General features: G+C 61.6%; 16 protein-coding genes. 6 read left to right on the top strand and 10 right to left on the bottom strand.

Annotated features, from left to right (window positions below; all coding sequences use genetic code 11):
* Positions 1-3 precede the first annotated feature (3 nt).
* Positions 4-1,296, bottom strand: coding sequence for a fumarylacetoacetase (fahA, locus tag HU736_RS19340; RefSeq protein WP_186701040.1), 1,293 nt, complete (start codon positions 1,294-1,296; stop codon positions 4-6).
* 3 nt (positions 1,297-1,299) lie between these two features.
* Positions 1,300-2,595 (bottom strand): homogentisate 1,2-dioxygenase, encoded by a 1,296-nt coding sequence (gene hmgA / locus HU736_RS19335; protein ID WP_103438547.1) that lies wholly within the window; start codon positions 2,593-2,595, stop codon positions 1,300-1,302.
* Between the two features lie 185 nt (positions 2,596-2,780).
* On the opposite strand from hmgA, the gene HU736_RS19330 reads away from it, so the two are divergent.
* Positions 2,781-3,557 carry an IclR family transcriptional regulator gene (locus HU736_RS19330; RefSeq protein WP_103438548.1) on the top strand — a complete coding sequence of 259 codons (777 nt, stop codon included), beginning with the start codon at positions 2,781-2,783 and terminating at the stop codon, positions 3,555-3,557.
* A gap of 206 nt (positions 3,558-3,763) precedes the next feature.
* On the opposite strand, the gene yjiA is transcribed toward HU736_RS19330, so the two are convergent.
* The 3 genes from yjiA to HU736_RS19315 form a co-directional block, all read right to left on the bottom strand.
* Positions 3,764-4,735 (bottom strand): GTPase, encoded by a 972-nt coding sequence (gene yjiA / locus HU736_RS19325; RefSeq protein WP_186701039.1) that lies wholly within the window; start codon positions 4,733-4,735, stop codon positions 3,764-3,766.
* Positions 4,736-4,813: 78 nt separating this feature from the next.
* Positions 4,814-5,011 carry a YbdD/YjiX family protein gene (locus HU736_RS19320; RefSeq protein ID WP_101322086.1) on the bottom strand — a complete coding sequence of 66 codons (198 nt, stop codon included), beginning with the start codon at positions 5,009-5,011 and terminating at the stop codon, positions 4,814-4,816.
* A 17-nt stretch (positions 5,012-5,028) separates the two neighbouring features.
* Positions 5,029-7,095: a carbon starvation CstA family protein gene (locus HU736_RS19315; protein ID WP_101322087.1), complete on the bottom strand. Its 2,067-nt coding sequence runs from the start codon at positions 7,093-7,095 to the stop codon at positions 5,029-5,031.
* A 166-nt stretch (positions 7,096-7,261) separates the two neighbouring features.
* Between HU736_RS19315 and HU736_RS19310 the strand changes: the two genes are divergently transcribed.
* Complete coding sequence (locus HU736_RS19310) at positions 7,262-7,624, top strand: PilZ domain-containing protein (protein ID WP_103438550.1); 363 nt, start codon at positions 7,262-7,264, stop codon at positions 7,622-7,624.
* 264 nt (positions 7,625-7,888) lie between these two features.
* Positions 7,889-9,406 carry a nucleobase:cation symporter-2 family protein gene (locus tag HU736_RS19305; protein ID WP_103438551.1) on the top strand — a complete coding sequence of 506 codons (1,518 nt, stop codon included), beginning with the start codon at positions 7,889-7,891 and terminating at the stop codon, positions 9,404-9,406.
* 75 nt (positions 9,407-9,481) lie between these two features.
* On the opposite strand, the gene radA is transcribed toward HU736_RS19305, so the two are convergent.
* Positions 9,482-10,849, bottom strand: coding sequence for a DNA repair protein RadA (gene radA / locus HU736_RS19300; protein WP_101322090.1), 1,368 nt, complete (start codon positions 10,847-10,849; stop codon positions 9,482-9,484).
* Between the two features lie 189 nt (positions 10,850-11,038).
* Here radA and mscL point away from each other — a divergent pair, with 189 nt between their 5' ends.
* A complete protein-coding gene (mscL, locus tag HU736_RS19295; protein ID WP_103438552.1) occupies positions 11,039-11,458 on the top strand; it encodes a large-conductance mechanosensitive channel protein MscL in 420 nt (139 codons plus the stop codon).
* 26 nt (positions 11,459-11,484) lie between these two features.
* Here mscL and HU736_RS19290 read toward each other — a convergent pair whose 3' ends face one another.
* Positions 11,485-12,261, bottom strand: coding sequence for a ferredoxin--NADP reductase (locus tag HU736_RS19290; protein ID WP_186701038.1), 777 nt, complete (start codon positions 12,259-12,261; stop codon positions 11,485-11,487).
* A 200-nt stretch (positions 12,262-12,461) separates the two neighbouring features.
* On the opposite strand from HU736_RS19290, the gene HU736_RS19285 reads away from it, so the two are divergent.
* Both HU736_RS19285 and HU736_RS19280 read left to right on the top strand, forming a co-directional pair.
* On the top strand, positions 12,462-13,166 hold the full coding sequence (locus tag HU736_RS19285; protein WP_186701037.1) for an autoinducer binding domain-containing protein: 705 nt from the start codon (positions 12,462-12,464) through the stop codon (positions 13,164-13,166).
* 96 nt (positions 13,167-13,262) lie between these two features.
* Positions 13,263-14,387 (top strand): methyltransferase, encoded by a 1,125-nt coding sequence (locus tag HU736_RS19280; RefSeq protein WP_186701036.1) that lies wholly within the window; start codon positions 13,263-13,265, stop codon positions 14,385-14,387.
* Positions 14,388-14,396: 9 nt separating this feature from the next.
* On the opposite strand, the gene HU736_RS19275 is transcribed toward HU736_RS19280, so the two are convergent.
* The 3 genes from HU736_RS19275 to HU736_RS19265 are packed head-to-tail and all read right to left on the bottom strand — an operon-like array spanning position 14,397 to position 16,994.
* The gene (locus tag HU736_RS19275; RefSeq protein WP_101322094.1) at positions 14,397-14,540 is read right to left on the bottom strand and encodes a DUF2474 domain-containing protein; all 144 of its coding nucleotides are present in this window, start codon (positions 14,538-14,540) and stop codon (positions 14,397-14,399) included.
* 12 nt (positions 14,541-14,552) lie between these two features.
* Positions 14,553-15,560, bottom strand: coding sequence for a cytochrome d ubiquinol oxidase subunit II (cydB, locus tag HU736_RS19270; RefSeq protein ID WP_103438556.1), 1,008 nt, complete (start codon positions 15,558-15,560; stop codon positions 14,553-14,555).
* A gap of 3 nt (positions 15,561-15,563) precedes the next feature.
* Positions 15,564-16,994, bottom strand: a complete 1,431-nt coding sequence (locus HU736_RS19265; protein WP_103438557.1) for a cytochrome ubiquinol oxidase subunit I — start codon at positions 16,992-16,994, stop codon at positions 15,564-15,566.
* Between the last annotated feature and the right edge of the window lie 97 nt (positions 16,995-17,091).

Raw genomic sequence — 17,091 nt, 5'->3', positions numbered from 1 at the left:
CTCTCAGTTGCCCGCGATGACTTTGCCGCGGCACTCGCCGAAGCCGATGCTGACCGCGCCGTCGCGCTTGCAGCGAGCACGCAGGATGATCTCGTCGCCGTCTTCGAGGAACTTGCGCACCTCGCCGCTGGCCAGCTCGATCGCCTGCTTGCCGCCATCCGTCATCTCCAGCAGGCTGCCAAGTGACCCTGGCTGCGCGCCGGACAACGTGCCCGAGCCGAACAGGTCGCCTGCTTGCAACTGGCAGCCGTTGACGCTGTGGTGGGCAACCATCTGCGCCACGGTCCAGTACATGCTCAGGGTGTTGCTCAGGCTCAGGCGGTGAGGCGGCAAGCCTTGTTCACGCAGGCCCTCGGTGATCAGCAGCACTTCCAGTTCGATGTCGAGCGCGCCGTTGGCCTGATCGCGTGCATCGAGCAGATACGACAGTGGCTGCGGATCGCCCTCGGGACGCGCCGGCTGAGCGCAGCGGAACGGTTCCAGTGCCTCGGCAGTGACTACCCACGGTGACAGCGTGGTGATGAAGCTCTTCGACAGGAAAGGTCCCAACGGCTGGTATTCCCACGCCTGAATGTCGCGCGCCGACCAATCGTTGAGCAGGCAATAACCAGCAACATGCTCGGCCGCATCGCCAATCGGGATCGCTTGCCCAATGTCATTGCCCTGGCCAATCCAGATGCCCAGTTCCAGCTCGAAGTCGAGCCGGGCGCAAGGGCCGAAACTTGGCTCGGTCTGACCCGCAGGCAGGGTCTGGCCTTTGGGCCGACGCACATCGGTGCCCGACGGGCGCAAGGTCGAGGCGCGGCCGTGGTAGCCGATTGGCACGTACTTGTAGTTGGGCAGCAGCGGGTTGTCCGGGCGGAACAGCTTGCCGACGTTCTTCGCGTGTTCGATGCCGACATAGAAGTCGGTGTAATCGCCCACCTTGGCCGGCAGGTGCATTTGGCAGTCGCTGGCGAGGTACAGCGCCGCTTGCAGTGCAGCCTGATGTTCGCTGTGCTCGCCCAGCAGTTCCAGCAAACGCTGGCGCAACGCAACCCGGGCCGAACGGCCAAGGGCGAAATAGGCATTCAGCGTGGCGTCGACGGTGGCCTCGACCGCAGTTTTGGCTTCACCCTCGAACAGGCCGGCGCCAAGCACGGCCTGCAGGTCGAGAATCGAATCGCCAATGGCCACGCCACAGCGCTGTGCTTCACCTGGCCGGCTGAAAATCCCCAATGGCAGGTTCTGCAGCGGGAAGTCGCTGTGGCCGTTGGCCTGTTCGACCCAACTACGGGCAGTCGCGGTGTGGTTCATGGGTTATCTCCGATTCGGGTTGAAGGTGCTCGGCAAGGTGGCCCAGCAGCTGTCGTAGTCGGCCTGCAATTGCGGGCATTCAAGCGCACTCTGGCTCGGGCGCAGGACCTGGCTGGTCTCGAACATGAAGGCCATGGTGTTGTCGATCTTGTGCGGTGCCAGCTCGCCATTGATGGCCTTGTGGCATGTCTCGGCATCCGGGCCATGGGCGCTCATCACCCCATGCAGCGACGCGCCGCCGGGCAGGAAGCCGTCGGCTTTGGCGTCGTAGGCGCCCTGGATCAGGCCCATGAATTCATTCATCAGGTTGCGGTGGAACCACGGCGGGCGGAAGGTGTTCTCGGCGACCATCCAGCGCGGCGGGAAGATCACGAAGTCCATGTTGGCCAGACCGTGGACGCTGCTCGGTGAAGTCAGCACAGTGAAGATCGATGGGTCCGGGTGGTCGAAGCTGACCGTACCGAGGGTATTGAAGCGACGCAGGTCGTATTTGTACGGGACGTTGCTGCCGTGCCAGGCGACCACATCCAATGGCGAATGCTGCAGTTCGCAGGCCCAGTGTTCGCCGAGAAACTTCTGCACCAACTGGACCGGGCCGTCGCTGTCATCGTAATGGGCCACGGGGGCGAGGAAATCTCGCGGGTTGGCCAGGCCATTGCTGCCGATCGGGCCAAGATCGGGCAGGCGCAGTGGCGCGCCGTGGTTTTCGGCCAGATAACCACGCGCCTGACCGTCGAGCAGCTCGACGCGAAACTTCATGCCGCGCGGAATCACGGCGATTTCCAGCGGTTCGACATCGAGTACGCCCAGCTCGGTGGCGATACGCAGGCGGCCTTGCTCAGGCACCAGCAGCAGCTCGCCATCGGCATTGAAGAACACCCGCTGCATCGAGCGGTTGGCGCTGTAGATATAGATGCTGACGCCGGATGGCTTGTCCGCCGCGGCAGTGGCAACCATCGGCCGCCAGCCCTCGATGAAATCAGTGGCTTCGGTCGGTAGCGGCTGCGGGTTCCAGCGCAGGCGATTGGGCGTCACCGCGCCCAGTGGCGCCGCCAGCGGTTGGCGCGCCAGGCGTTCGAAGCGCGGGTGCAGCGCTGACGGGCGAATGCGGTACAGCCAGGTGCGCCGCAGTTCGCTGCGGGCCATGGTGAACGCGGTGCCCGAGAGCAATTCGGCGTACAGGCCGTAAGGCGCACGCTGGGGTGAGTTCTGCCCGACCGGCAGGGCGCCAGGCAGCGCTTCACTGGCAAACTCGTTGCCAAAGCCGCTGAGGTAGTCGAGGGCGGTGTCGCGGGTCATCTGTGCCTCCAGGCTCACTGAGAGCCATGCTGGCAGGGGCTGCTGGGCTGAACCGGGCCGTATCACGGTGGCTGGCAGCGCGTCTGCATTGTTATTGTCGTAATCAGATTACGAATAACGTAATTTGCTCGCCGCCCGTCGTCAAGTTATAAAGTCGCCATCTGTCAATGTGGATTCCTTTCCCCATGTCCAAAGCCAGCACCCCTGCCGACACCGGCAAGCAAAAGGTCCGCTCGGCGGAAGTCGGCACCGATATCCTCAAGGCCCTTGCCGAGCTTTCGCCGTCGACCTCGCTGTCGCGCCTGGCCGAGCACGTCGGCATGCCGGCGAGCAAGGTGCATCGCTATTTGCAGGCGCTGATTGCCAGCGGTTTCGCCGAGCAGGATCGCGCCACCAACCACTACGGCCTGGGCCGCGAAGCGTTGCGGGTGGGCATGGCGGCGCTGGGCAGCATCGATGTGCTCAAGGTGGCGGCGCTGCCGCTGTCGGCATTGCGCGACGCGCTCAACGAGAGCTGCTTCATTGCTGTGTGGGGTAATCAGGGCGCGACCGTGGTCAGTATCGAGCCGGCGGTGCGCGCCGTTACCGTGGTGACGCAGATCGGCTCGGTGCTGCCGCTGCTCAGCTCATCGACCGGGCTGGTGTTCGCTGCGCATTTGCCCGAGCGCGAAACGGTTGACCTGCGTGAGCGTGAGTTGGCCGCCATGACGCAGACATTCGATGCTTATCAGCCACTGCTGGCAGGGATTCGCGAGCAGGGGCTGCACCATGTGCATGGGCTGTTGATGCCTGGCGTCGACGCATTGTCGGCGCCGATCTTCAATGCCATGGGGCACATCGTAGCGGTGATGACCGTGGTAGGGCCGACCTCGATTTTCCATGCCGATGAGCATGGCCCGGCGGCGCAGAAGTTGCTGGCTGCCACCCGCGACATCAGCTGGCGGATGGGCTACGCGGCTTGAGCAGTGACTCTTACCCGGCGCGTAAAGGTGAATGTCGCCTAGGGCTATTTTTCTCGCCGCAACAGCGGCTTATGCTGACTTCACTGGCCAGCACGCAGCGCACTCCCCCGCCCTGAGTGCAGGCCACGCTCGACGACGTTGATTTAGAAGCTCCTTGATCTAACGTCCAGATTGGCCACTGCACATGCAGTGGCCTTTTTTTTTGCTCAGGTCAGCGCGGCAAAGCCTGCACGGATCTCGTCTTCGGGCAGTTCATCGCCGATAAACACCATCACACTTTCACGCGCCTCGTCGGCCTTCCATTCGCTGTCCCAGTCGAACCCGTACAGCTTCAACACGCCTTGGAACACCAAACGGCGGTCATCCCCGGCGATGTTGAGCACGCCTTTGTAGCGCAGCAATTGTTTGCCGTGGTTTTCCAGCAGCTCGTTCATGAACTCGCTGAGGCGATCGATATCCAGCGCAGTGCTGCTACGCAAGACCAGCGTCGAGATGCGATCCGGGGTCGCCGGCTTGAGCACCGGGCGCAGGCTGCGGGTGATGCTCGCACCCAGATCAGGATTGAGATTGAAGCCACGCACATCGAGCAGCTCGGCGAGGTTGATGCGGCCCTGCTCGACGATGCGAATCGCCGCGCGGCCGTTAATCCGCGCCAGGCGCTCCTGCAAGGCCTCGACAGCCTCTGCCGTGACCAGATCGGTCTTGCTCAACAGCAAGCGGTCGGCAAAGCCGACCTGAGCCTGGGCAATGGCCTGAGTCAGGTGGACATCGGCGTGGGCGGCGTCGACCAGGGTGATGATGCCGTCGAGGATGTAGCGATCGCGCAGCTCTTCTTCGATGAAGAAGGTCTGCGCGACTGGCGCCGGGTCAGCCAGACCGGTGCATTCGATCACCAGCCGGTCAAACGCGATGTCGCCGGCATCCAGCCGCTCCAGCAGCAGGTACAGGGCTTTGGTCAGGTCGGTGTGGATGGTGCAGCACACACAACCGTTGGCCAGGGTCATGACCTGCACCGGCTCGTCTCCTAGCAATTGGCTGTCGATGCCGGCTTCGCTGAATTCGTTTTCGATCACGGCGATCTTCAGGCCATGCTCGGCCTTGAGCATGTGCTTGAGCAGGGTGGTCTTGCCCGCACCGAGAAAACCGGTGAGGACCGTTACAGGAATAGGCGTTTGCACGCAGACATCTCCTTTGGCCATAAATGAAAGTGGGAGCCCGGTTGCCCGGGCTCCCACTCGATCACACTTGCCGCTGGTTCAACAGCACTTGGGCCCGGACTTGCCGCCGTAACGGGCTTCCTGTCGCTCGCGGAAGAACTCCTCGTAGCTCATCATCGGCTTGTCCGGGTGCTTACCCTGCATGTGCTCGACATAATTGTCGTAGTCGGGCATGCCGACCATCAGCCGGGCAGCTTGCCCCAGGTACTTACCCAGACGACCCAGGTCGTTGAACATGGCTGCAGTCCTCTCGTTTACGCGTCAGGCAGCGCCTGGAACGGGGTTTCTTTATCGCTGCGCTCTTTGCGACCCAGTGCCGAGTAACCGACTCTGAGGGCGAAGAACAGGATGCTGAACACCACCACCAGGAACAGGATGGTCAAGCCAGCGTTGGTATAGGCGTTGAAGATCACGTGCTGCATCTGACCAACGTCCTTGGCCGGAGCCAGTACCTGACCGGCGTCCAGCGCGACGCTGTACTTGTTCGCCAGGGCCAGGAAGCCAACAGCTGGGTTCGGATCGAACAGCTTGATGAAGCCTGCAGTAGTGGTGCAGATCAGCAGCCATACCGCCGGTACCAGGGTGACCCACATGTAGCGCTGGCGCTTCATCTTGATCAGTACCACGGTGCCGAGCATCAGCGCGATACCGGCCAGCATCTGGTTGGAGATACCGAACAGCGGCCACAAGGTGTTGATGCCACCGAGCGGATCGATCACGCCTTGATACAGCAGGTAGCCCCACATCGCCACGCAGCCAGCAGTGGCAAGCAGGTTGGCGCCCCACGACTCGGTACGTTTGAGTGCAGGCACGAAGCTGCCGAGCAGGTCTTGCAGCATGAAGCGCCCGGCACGGGTACCGGCGTCCACTGCAGTGAGGATGAACAGCGCCTCGAACAGAATCGCGAAGTGGTACCAGAAGGCCATGGTATTTTCACCCGGCAATACCTGGTGCAGGATCTGCGCGATACCGACTGCCAGCGTTGGCGCACCACCGGCACGGGCCAGAATGGTGTGCTCGCCAATGTCGCGGGCAACCGCTTCAAGTTGCTCAGGGGTAATCAGGAAGCCCCAGCTGCTGACCGTCTGCGCAACGCTTACCACGTCGGAACCGACCACTGCCGCTGGGCTGTTCATGGCGAAGTACACGCCTGGCTCGATCACCGAAGCGGCGACCATGGCCATGATTGCCACGAACGACTCCATCAGCATGCCGCCGTAACCGATGTAACGGGCGTTGGTTTCGTTATCGAGCAGCTTGGGCGTAGTGCCCGAAGAGATCAACGCATGGAAACCGGATACCGCACCGCAGGCGATGGTGATGAACAGGAACGGGAACAGCGTGCCCTTCCAGACCGGGCCAGTGCCGTCAGTGAACTGGGTCAGCGCAGGCATCTTCAGTTCAGGCGCGAGGATCAGGATGCCCAGCGCCAGCGCGACGATGGTACCGATCTTGAGGAAGGTCGACAGATAGTCACGCGGCGCCAGTACCAGCCATACCGGCAGGACGGCGGCAACGAAGCCATAGCCCACCAGCATCCAGGTGATCTGTACACCGGTGAAGGTGAACGCCGGGCCCCAGACCGGGTCGGCAGCCACCAGGCCACCGATCCAGATCGATAGCAGCAGCAGGACCACGCCGATGATCGAGATCTCGCCAATCCGCCCCGGGCGGATATAGCGCATATAGATGCCCATGAACATCGCGATCGGGATGGTCGCCATCACCGTGAACATGCCCCATGGGCTTTCAGCCAGGGCCTTGACCACGATCAGCGCCAGCACCGCGAGGATGATGATCATGATCAGGAAGCAGCCGAACAGGGCGATGGTGCCCGGGATCCGGCCCATTTCTTCACGGACCATGTCACCCAGCGAGCGGCCATTGCGGCGGGTGGACATGAACAGGACCATGAAGTCCTGAACGGCACCTGCCAGGACCACACCGGCAATCAGCCACAGTGTACCGGGCAAGTAACCCATCTGCGCGGCGAGGACCGGACCGACCAGCGGCCCCGCGCCAGCGATGGCGGCGAAGTGGTGACCGAAGAGGATGTGCTTGTTGGTCGGCACATAGTCCAGACCATCGTTGTTGAGTACCGCAGGGGTTGCCCGACGCGAGTCGAGCTGCATCACCTTGGTGGCGATGAACAGGCTGTAGTAGCGATAGGCGACCAGATACAAGGCCACTGCCGCCACCACAATCCACAAGGCGTTGACTGCCTCGCCGCGACGCAGGGCAACTACACCCAGCGCACAGGCTCCCAGTACTGCCAACACCAGCCACGGAATGTGGCGTAGCAGGCTATTATTGTTGTTCATGGTTTACTTCCAGCTGGTGGATTGGAAAGACCGCCAAGCGAGTCTAGGGCCAGTCAAGGCGCATTGCCACATTTGCTTTGTTCTAGAGCCTTTGCCGCCCGATTGCGCAAGCACATACGCCCATACCTTCAACTATAGTCAGGATGTCTTGCAGAGGGCTTTGACCATGAGCGATCACGACGAACGTCGGCGTTTCCAGCGAATTGCTTTCGATGCCACCGCAGAACTGCGCCAAGGCTCGCAAAAATGGCAGGTAAAGCTGCTGGATATCTCCCTCAAGGGCATTCTGGTCAGCCGCCCCGAGCGCTGGGAGCCAGATGCCACGCAGGATTTTGAAGCGACGGTACACCTCAGCCCCGAGGTGCAACTGGAAATGCTGGTCGAGCTGCGTCATGAAGAAACCAGCAAGCTGGGCTTCGTCTGCCTCTACATCGACCTCGACTCGATGAGCCATCTGCACCGTCTTGTGGAATTGAACCTGGCTGATCGCACTGAAATGATGCGCGAACTGCGCGAACTCATCGAATAATACTATCTGTTAGCTAGCTAACCTGCCCCTCCTCAATGTGTTTCCTGTCTACCCAGACAGCTTCTTGCAAGCGGTCTGGGGACTTGTACACAACTTTATAATCACGCTTGCGCTCTGTTGGAACGCTTTCTGCATTCAGCTGACACGCTGTTTACGGGCACTCTTGTGCGCGCTCCGATCAAAATATTGTATACAATTTTTGTGGCCATCCTTTGTAGGAAGTGTCTACAGTAGCCCCACAACAATAAACAGAGAGCCTGCTCCATGACGACGCCCCCTGGAACATCTGCAGCCCAACGTCCCGAGGACGAAAACCTCGGCCTTGGCGCCAACCTGGCCTACGGTCTGCAGCATGTGCTGACCATGTATGGCGGGATCGTTGCGGTCCCGCTGATCCTGGGCCAGGCAGCGGGCCTGAACCCCGCCGAGATCGGTCTGTTGATCGCCGCCTCACTGTTTGCCGGTGGCCTGGCGACCTTGCTGCAAACACTTGGTTTACCGTTTTTCGGCTGCCAGCTGCCGCTGGTTCAAGGTGTGTCCTTCGCCGGTGTGGCGACCATGGGCGCGATCCTCAGCAGTGAAGGTGGCGGTGGCCTGCCGGGGGTGCTCGGCGCAGTGATGGCGGCCTCGGTGCTCGGCTTTTTGATCACGCCGGTGTTCTCGCGGATCACCAAGTACTTCCCACCGCTGGTGACCGGCATCGTCATCACCACCATCGGCCTGACCCTGATGCCGGTTGCGGCGCGCTGGGTCATGGGCGGCAACAGTGCCTCGCCAGAGTTCGGCAGCATGGCCAACATCGGCCTGGCCGCGCTGACCTTCGCCATCGTGCTGGTGCTGAGCAAACTCGGCAGCGCAACCATCTCGCGACTGTCGATCCTGCTGGCGATGGTGGTCGGTACGTTGATTGCCTGGTCGCTGGGCATGGCCGATTTCAGCAAGGTCGCCGAGGGCCCGATGTTCGCCATGCCCTCGCCGTTCCACTTCGGCATGCCGACCTTCCATATCGCCGCGATCCTGTCGATGTGCATCGTGATCATGGTGACCCTGGTCGAAACCTCGGCAGACATCCTTGCGGTCGGTGAGATCATCGATACCAAGGTTGACTCCAAGCGCCTGGGCGACGGTCTGCGCGCCGACATGGCCTCCAGCATCCTGGCACCGATCTTTGGCTCCTTCACCCAGAGCGCCTTCGCCCAGAACGTCGGCCTGGTGGCTGTGACCGGAGTCAAGAGCCGCTATGTAGTGGCTACCGGCGGCCTGATCCTGGTCGTGCTGGGCCTGCTGCCGGTGATGGGCCGGGTGATCGCCGCAGTGCCGACGCCAGTACTTGGCGGTGCTGGCATCGTGCTGTTCGGTACCGTGGCTGCGAGCGGGATTCGCACCTTGTCCAAGGTCAGCTACAAGAACAACGTCAACCTGATCATCGTCGCCGCCTCGCTGGGCTTTGGCATGATCCCGATTGCCGCACCGAACTTCTACCACCAATTCCCGAACTGGTTCGAGACCATCTTCCACTCCGGCATCAGCTCGGCGGCGATCATGGCGATTCTGCTCAACCTGATGTTCAACCACTTCACCACCGGTAACTCGGAGAACCAGTCGGTGTTCGCCGCAGCCTACGAGCGCACCATCCAGTACTCGGACATCTCCGCCCTGCGTGATGGCGACTACTTCAAAGAGGGCAAACTGTTCGACGCCGAAGGCAACGAGGTGCCACTGCAAGAGGGCGCAGAGCAGGACGGCGAGGCGCGACGGCGCAACGCGGTGGCCGAGCACTGACGCCTGACCGAGCAGTAAAAAGGGGAGCCGACGCGCATCGTCGGCTCCCCTTTTTTATGCGGCGGTTTTGCCTGGTTACTCGAACAGCGCGTCGAGGGCCTGTTCAAGCCGGGTCACGGCAATCACCTGCAGCCCCGGCGGAGACTCCTTGGGCGCATTGCCCTTGGGCACGATGGCACGCTTGAAGCCATGCTTGGCGGCTTCCTTCAAACGCTCCTGGCCGCTGGGCACCGGCCGTACTTCGCCAGACAGGCCGATTTCACCGAACACCAGCAGGTCATGGGCCAGGGGCCGATTGCGCAAGCTCGACATTACTGCGGCCAACAACGCCAGGTCAGAGGCCGTTTCCAGCACCTTGACCCCGCCGACCACGTTGAGGAACACGTCCTGATCGTGGGTCGGGATGCCGCCGTGCCGGTGCAAGACGGCCAGGAGCATGGCCAGGCGGTTCTGGTCCAGGCCCAGGGTGACCCGGCGCGGGTTGGCCAGGTGGCTGTCGTCGACCAGCGCCTGCACCTCGACCAGCATCGGCCGGGTGCCTTCCCAGGTCGCCATGACCACACTGCCGGGGACTTCTTCCTGAGTGCGATTGAGGAAAATCGCCGACGGGTTGGAGACCTCTTTCAAGCCGCGATCGGTCATGCCGAACACGCCCAGTTCGTTGACCGCGCCAAAGCGGTTTTTCACCGCACGCAACAAGCGCAGACGGCCATCGGACTCGCCCTCGAAATACAGCACGGTATCGACCATGTGCTCGAGCACCCGCGGCCCGGCCAGCGAGCCTTCCTTGGTCACGTGACCAACGAGGAAGATCGCCGTGCCGCTCTGCTTGGCGTAACGCACCAGCAATGCCGTGCTCTCGCGCACCTGGGCGACCCCGCCTGGTGCGGATTGCAGCTGTTCGGTGAAGATGGTCTGGATCGAGTCGATGACCATGACCCGCGGCTGCTCGACGCGAGCGGTGGCGATGATGGTCTCGATGCAGGTTTCGGTCATGACCTTGAGCTTGTCCTGCGGCAGGCCCAGACGCCGTGAGCGCATCGCTACCTGCTGCTGCGACTCTTCGCCGGTGACATACAGCGCCGGCATGGCGGCGGCCATGTGGCACAGGGTCTGCAACAGGATGGTCGATTTGCCGATACCGGGGTCACCGCCGATCAACACCACCGAGCCATCTACCAGACCACCACCGAGCACCCGGTCCAGCTCGCCACTGCTGGTGCTGAAGCGGGGGATTTCCTCGACGCTGACTTCGGCCAGGGTTTTCAGCTGGGCTTGCTGCCCGGTCCAGCCAGCACGCCCGCTTGGCGCCGCAGCGCCGCCGCTTTCGATCATGCTCTCGACCAGGGTGTTCCAGGCGCCGCACTCGCCGCACTGGCCCGCCCATTTGGGAAAGGTCGCGCCGCACTCGGTGCAGCCATACAAGCGCTTGGCCTTGGCCATAGGGGCAGTCTCCTGGAAAAAGTGGCCATGATAGCCGAGCCAGACGTGTCTCGAACGCCGCAGGATGCGACAAAACTATTCGATCTAACCGCAGTCACTTACTAACCTCGGTCACTGCAGCGTCACGCATGAAGCGTTTTAGTGGCTTACACTGCGTTTTACTTATCCATTTGTTACAAGGAATACACCATGGGCATGATCAGTGAATTCAAGGCATTTGCCGTAAAAGGCAATGTTGTCGATATGGCGGTCGGTATCATCATCGGCGCCGCCTTCGGCAAAATCGTTTCGTCGTTTGTGGGCGACGTTGTGATGCCGCCGCTGGGCCTGCTGATCGGTGGCGTCGACTTCAGTGACCTGGCGATCACCTTGAAAGCCGCCGAAGGCGATATCCCGGCCGTGGTGCTGGCGTATGGCAAGTTCATTCAGACCGTGATTGACTTCGTCATCGTCGCATTCGCCATCTTCATGGGCGTCAAGGCGATCAACCGCCTCAAGCGCGAAGAAGCCGTGGCGCCTACCACGCCACCGGTGCCAACCCCTCAGGAAACCCTGCTGACCGAGATTCGCGATCTGCTCAAGACGCAGAATCAGAACCGTCTGCCCTGACCGAGCGAAGGGGCGCGCCGCGCCCCTTACCAGTAGTTTTCCACTGCTACCTGGCCTGGACGTTTGCTCAAGTTGAGTTGCAGATCGCGCGCCTTCAACACCTGGCGCGTGTCGTCGATCATCTGCGGGTTGCCGCAGAGCATGATCCGCGAATGCTCAGGGGATAATTCAAGCCCCGCCGCCCGCTCCAGCTCGCCGCTTTCAATCAACTGGGTAATCCGCGCATTCAGTGCACCCGGATACGCTTCGCGCGTGACCACTGGAATGAACTGCAACTTGCCGGCATATTCGGCCAGATAGTCGCGCTGCTCCAGCCCGGCAATTTCATCGACGTAGGCCAATTCCGCGGCCTCGCGTACCGAATACACCAGTTTGATGTTGTCGAAGCGTTCCCAGACTTCGAAGTCCTGCAGGATCGACATGAACGGTGCAATGCCGGTACCGGTCGCCAGCAGCCACAGATCGCGGCCAGGTGGCAGTCGATCAAGGGTTAGATAGCCGAACGCCTGGCGATCGATAAGCAAGCTGTCGCCCTGCGCCAGGCGGCTGAGCTCGCTGGTGAATTCGCCGCCAGGCACAACGATCGAGAAGAAATCCAGATACTCGTCATGCGGCGCACTGACCATCGAGTACGCGCGCCAGACCACGCTGCCATCGGCTTTGCTCACGCCCAACCGAGCGAACTGCCCTGCGCGAAAACGAAAGCCAGGCTCGCGCGTCACGCGCAGGGAAAACAGGTTGGGCGTCAACGGCCGAACGTCGAGCAGGGTCTGGCGGGTGAACTTGTCGGCGCTGGCGGTCATGACGGGCTCCATAAATCAGATGTGCCCAGTTTCGCCGAAAGCCGCCTGAATGAAAACCGACGGTTTGCAAGGGCAAGTCGCGCGATGAACAACAGGCCACACATTTAATGAGAAAAAAACCTAACAAAGGACTAAGTCTTTTCCTACAATCTGTCCACAGAATCTAATGGATCCAGAATAATCCACGGAGATTGTCGTTCATGCCGCAATGGAGAGCCGAGCAATTGCAGTTGCTGATCGCCGAGCGCGAGCCACAGCAGTTGTTCGATCGTGCGCTGACGCTGGTGCAGGAAATGGACATGACCTACCTCGGCCTGGCCTTGCACATCCACCTAGCAGCCAGCCGACCGCATATCATTCTGTATAGCAATTATCCTAGCGACTGGTTGAGCTATTACGCCAATGCGGATGTACTGAAAGCAGATCCGGTAGCAGCCCGCTGCCACCAGTCGACCCAAGCTGTACTGTGGACGGACGAGGCTTACCGCGAAGTCCCGGTTTTCCGCGAAACTGCCAGCAAGCACGGTTTGCGCCACGGCTGGACCCAGTCGGTCTACGATAAGCGCCACAATCAAACTCAGATGAGTGTTGCCAGGCCAACCCGGCCGGTGCAGCTCGGCGAGTTCTATGAAAGCGGCGCGCGCGTGCTGTGGCTCTGCCATACCCTGCATGGGCTACTCTGCGATCATCATCTGGCCAGCCTGGCGCCGGTGCCCAAACTCACCGAGCGTGAGTTGGAGGTACTCAAATGGTCGGCCGATGGCAAGACGGCGGCAGACATCGCACGTATTCTGACCCTGTCGACCAGCACCGTGAACTTCCATATCCGCAGCGTGATCGCCAAGACCAACGCTTCCAACAAAGCCGGCGCCATCGCCATCGCAGCCAGCCGTGGGCTGTTCTGAGCGCAACCTCCCCCCCGTGGATAAAGCCCTGTAGAATCTCGCACCTCAAGCTCGTCGTGGTCTGCGCCGAGCAGATTCATAGCTGAGCCCCACGCCATGCCCCTGCTGACCAGCCCTTTCGCCGAACTTGATCTGATCCGCCAACCGGAACAGGCCGATGACCCGCTGCAAGCGTTCGACGCTGCTGACCAGTACCTGCTCGAGCACCTCGCCAGCCAAGGGTTGCCCGCCGACTGCCGTGTGCTGGTACTCAATGACAGCTTTGGCGCGCTGGCGGCCAGCCTGTGCGACAGCCTGCAGGTGACCAGCAGCGGCGATTCGCACCTGGCGCGCATGGCCTTGGAAAAGAACCTCGCGCGCAATGCCAAGGCGTTTGACCGCGTGCCGTTCGTGCCGTCCAACCAGGTCTGGCAGGGAACGTTTGACCGGGTGCTGGTGCGGGTGCCGAAAACCCTGGCCTTGCTTGAAGAGCAGTTGATCCGCCTGCAAGGCCACCTGGCACCGGGCGCCGAGGTGATCGCCACGGCCATGATCAAGCACTTGCCCCGTGCCGCTGGCGACTTGCTGGAAAAGTACATCGGCCCGGTGCAGGCCTCGCTGGCGCAGAAAAAAGCGCGCCTGCTGACGGCCAGCTTCAGCGAACGGGCTCCGGCTCAATCGCCCTACCCTAGCCGTTACACCTTGGATCAACCGCCCCTGGAGCTGGTCAATCACGCCAATGTGTTCTGCCGCGAAGGACTGGATATCGGCACCCGTGCGTTTCTCCCGCACCTGCCGCGCGATCTTGGTCAGGCCCGGGTCGCCGACCTGGGTTGCGGTAACGGCGTGCTGGCGATCGCCTGTGCGCTGCTCAATCCACAGGCGCAGTTCAGTCTGGTCGATGAGTCGTACATGGCCGTGCAGTCGGCACTGGAAAACTGGCAGACGGCGCTGGCCGATCGGCCGGTTGAAGTACTTGCGGCAGATGGCTTGGCCGGGTTCGAGAAGCAATCACTGGATGTGGTGCTGTGCAACCCACCGTTCCACCAGCAACAGGTGGTCGGTGACTTCCTCGCGTGGCGCATGTTCCAGCAGGCCCGCGATGCGCTGGTGGTGGGCGGCGCCCTGTACATCGTCGGCAACCGCCACCTGGGCTATCACAGCAAGCTGGCGCGCTTGTTCCGTGGGGTCGAGCAAGTTGCCGCGACCCCCAAGTTCGTCATCCTCAAAGCGCGCAAGTAATTCGCCCGGTCAATGCGTGCTCAGCCCGGCTGCGCTCATGAACATGCGCATCAGCCAAGCCAGCACACCCAGGGCGGCGACACTCGCCGCCCAGATCATCACCAGCCAACCTAGCCGCTGCCACAGTGGCTTCTTCTGTTCGATACCGGTCATGCCGCGCACCTCCTAGTGATAGCCCTGGTCATGGGTGACTTTGCCGCGGAACACGTAATAGCTCCAGAACGTGTAACCGAGGATCAACGGCAGGATGAACAGCGTCCCCACCAGCATGAAGCCCTGGCTCTGCGGCGGTGCGGCGGCCTCCCAGATCGAGATCGACGGCGGGATGATGTTTGGCCAGATGCTGATCCCCAGGCCGCTGTAGCCCAAGAAGATCAACACCAGGGTCAGCAGAAACGGCGTGTAGTGCGCTGAGCGGGCAATCGCCTTGAACAGGCCATAGAACGTCACCATGACCAGAATCGGCACCGGCATGAACCACAGCAGGTTAGGCATGCTGAACCAGCGCTCGGCAATCTGCGGGTAAGCGATCGGCGTCCACAGGCTGACGATGCCGATGACCGCCAGCAGCACCAGCGCCAGGGGCCGGCCAAGCACATGCATCTGCTGTTGCAGCGGGCCCTCGGTTTTCATGATCAGCCAGGTGCAACCCAGCAAGGCGTAGGCGACGATCAGGCCCAGTCCGGAGAACAGGCTGAACGGCGTGACCCAGTCCCAGGCGCCGCCGGCATAGTGGCGGTCGACCACCTTGAAGCCCTCGATGAACGCGCCCAATGCCACGCCCTGAAAGAACGTCGCCAGCAGCGAGCCGCCGATGAACGCTTTATCCCACACGTGGCGCTTGGCAGCAGTGGCCTTGAAGCGGAATTCGAAGGCCACACCGCGGAAGATCAACCCGATCAGCATCAAGATCAGCGGCAGGTACAGTGCCTCCAGCACCACCGCGTAGGCCATCGGAAACGCCCCGAACAAGCCCGCACCGCCCAGCACCAGCCAGGTTTCGTTGCCGTCCCAGACCGGCGCGACGGTGTTCATCATCACGTCGCGGTCATGCTCGGCCTTGACGAACGGGAAGAGAATGCCGATACCCAGGTCGAACCCGTCCATCACCACATACATCATCACGCCAAAGATGATGATCACAGCCCAGATCAGCGGAAGATCGATACCCATGGCTCAGTTCCTCTCGGTCAGGCTGGAGTTGGCCTCATGGCCGTCATCGGCAGCGGACAAGGGCCGCGCCGGGGTCCGTTTTTGCCCTGGGCCACCAGGTGGCTGCTCTTCTTCACCGGTATGCGGGCCTTTGCGCACCAGGCGCATCATGTACGCCAGGCCAGTGCCGAACACCGCAAAGTAGACCACCACGAACATCACCAAGGTGAAGCCGAGCTGGCCATAACTATGGTTGGAAACACCGTCGGCTGTGCGCATCAGGCCATACACCACCCACGGCTGGCGGCCGATCTCGGTGGTGAACCAACCGGCGAGGATGGCGATCAGGCCGGATGGGCCCATCCACAAGACAAAGTACAGGAACGGCCGCGAATGGTAGATCGCGCCGGTTCTACGCAGCCACAGACTCCACAGGCCAGCGGCAATCATCAACATGCCCAGCGCAACCATGACCCGGAACGACCAGAAGATGATCGTCGAGTTGGGCCGATCCTCTTTGGGGAATTCCTTCATGGCCGGCACTTGCTTGTCCAGGCTGTGGGTCAGGATCAAACTGCCGAGCACCGGAATCTCGACCTTGAAGCGAGTGGTTTCGGCTTCCATGTCGGGGATGCCGAACAGGATCAGCGGCGTCGCCTCACCGGGCTTGTTCTCCCAGTGGCCTTCGATGGCGGCGATTTTCACCGGCTGATGCTTGAGCGTATTGAGCCCATGGAAGTCGCCGATAATCGCCTGCACCGGGGCCACGATCAGGGCCATCCACATCGCCATCGAGAGCATCTTGCGCACGGCCGGGTTGTCCCGCCCGCGCAACAGATGCCAGGCCGCCGAGGCGCCGACGAAGAACGCCGTGGCGACGAAGGCGGCAGTGGCCATGTGCGCCAGGCGGTAGGGGAACGATGGGTTGAAGATCACCGCCAGCCAATCCACCGGGATTACCCGGCCATCGATGATTTCGTGGCCCTGCGGGGTCTGCATCCAGCTGTTGGAAGCCAGGATCCAGAAGGTCGAGACCAGCGTGCCCAGCGCCACCATCAGCGTCGAGAAGAAGTGCAGGCCGCGGCCTACTCGGCTCCAGCCAAACAGCATGACGCCAAGGAAGCCCGCTTCGAGGAAGAATGCAGTGAGCACTTCGTAGGTCAGCAATGGCCCGGTGACGGCGCCGGCGAAATCAGAGAAGCGGCTCCAGTTGGTGCCGAACTGATAGGCCATGACCAGGCCCGAGACCACGCCCATGCCGAAGTTGACGGCAAAGATCTTCGACCAGAAATGATAGAGATCGCGGTAGACGCGGTTGTCGGTTCTCAGCCAGAGGCCTTCGAGAACCGCCAGATAACTGGCCAGGCCAATGGTGATGGCCGGGAACAGGATGTGAAAGGACACGGTAAAGGCGAACTGGATTCGGGCGAGCTCTAGGGCTTCTAAGCCGAACATGGTGCTTCCTCTTCAGGTGAACCGGCATTTCGGGCTTGTGGCCCTGATGCCCACTGCCCCCACGATTATCGAGTGCGACCTGTTGGAATTGTTCTAT

Origin of the sequence: Pseudomonas shirazensis (assembly GCF_014268785.2) — a bacterium.
Lineage (GTDB): Bacteria > Pseudomonadota > Gammaproteobacteria > Pseudomonadales > Pseudomonadaceae > Aquipseudomonas > Aquipseudomonas shirazensis.
This window is presented reverse-complemented; position numbering and strand designations above follow the sequence as displayed.

Excerpts from the sequence above, each read along its gene's own strand:
- fahA (WP_186701040.1), bottom strand. The coding sequence starts at position 1,296 with ATGAACCACACCGCGACTGCCCGTAGTTGGGTCGAACAGGCCAACGGC.
- hmgA (WP_103438547.1), bottom strand. The coding sequence starts at position 2,595 with ATGACCCGCGACACCGCCCTCGACTACCTCAGCGGCTTTGGCAACGAG.
- HU736_RS19330 (WP_103438548.1), top strand. The coding sequence starts at position 2,781 with ATGTCCAAAGCCAGCACCCCTGCCGACACCGGCAAGCAAAAGGTCCGC.
- HU736_RS19320 (WP_101322086.1), bottom strand. The coding sequence starts at position 5,011 with ATGTTCAACGACCTGGGTCGTCTGGGTAAGTACCTGGGGCAAGCTGCC.
- HU736_RS19315 (WP_101322087.1), bottom strand. The coding sequence starts at position 7,095 with ATGAACAACAATAATAGCCTGCTACGCCACATTCCGTGGCTGGTGTTG.
- HU736_RS19310 (WP_103438550.1), top strand. The coding sequence starts at position 7,262 with ATGAGCGATCACGACGAACGTCGGCGTTTCCAGCGAATTGCTTTCGAT.
- HU736_RS19305 (WP_103438551.1), top strand. The coding sequence starts at position 7,889 with ATGACGACGCCCCCTGGAACATCTGCAGCCCAACGTCCCGAGGACGAA.
- radA (WP_101322090.1), bottom strand. The coding sequence starts at position 10,849 with ATGGCCAAGGCCAAGCGCTTGTATGGCTGCACCGAGTGCGGCGCGACC.
- mscL (WP_103438552.1), top strand. The coding sequence starts at position 11,039 with ATGGGCATGATCAGTGAATTCAAGGCATTTGCCGTAAAAGGCAATGTT.
- HU736_RS19290 (WP_186701038.1), bottom strand. The coding sequence starts at position 12,261 with ATGACCGCCAGCGCCGACAAGTTCACCCGCCAGACCCTGCTCGACGTT.
- HU736_RS19285 (WP_186701037.1), top strand. The coding sequence starts at position 12,462 with ATGCCGCAATGGAGAGCCGAGCAATTGCAGTTGCTGATCGCCGAGCGC.
- HU736_RS19280 (WP_186701036.1), top strand. The coding sequence starts at position 13,263 with ATGCCCCTGCTGACCAGCCCTTTCGCCGAACTTGATCTGATCCGCCAA.
- HU736_RS19275 (WP_101322094.1), bottom strand. The coding sequence starts at position 14,540 with ATGACCGGTATCGAACAGAAGAAGCCACTGTGGCAGCGGCTAGGTTGG.
- cydB (WP_103438556.1), bottom strand. The coding sequence starts at position 15,560 with ATGGGTATCGATCTTCCGCTGATCTGGGCTGTGATCATCATCTTTGGC.
- HU736_RS19265 (WP_103438557.1), bottom strand. The coding sequence starts at position 16,994 with ATGTTCGGCTTAGAAGCCCTAGAGCTCGCCCGAATCCAGTTCGCCTTT.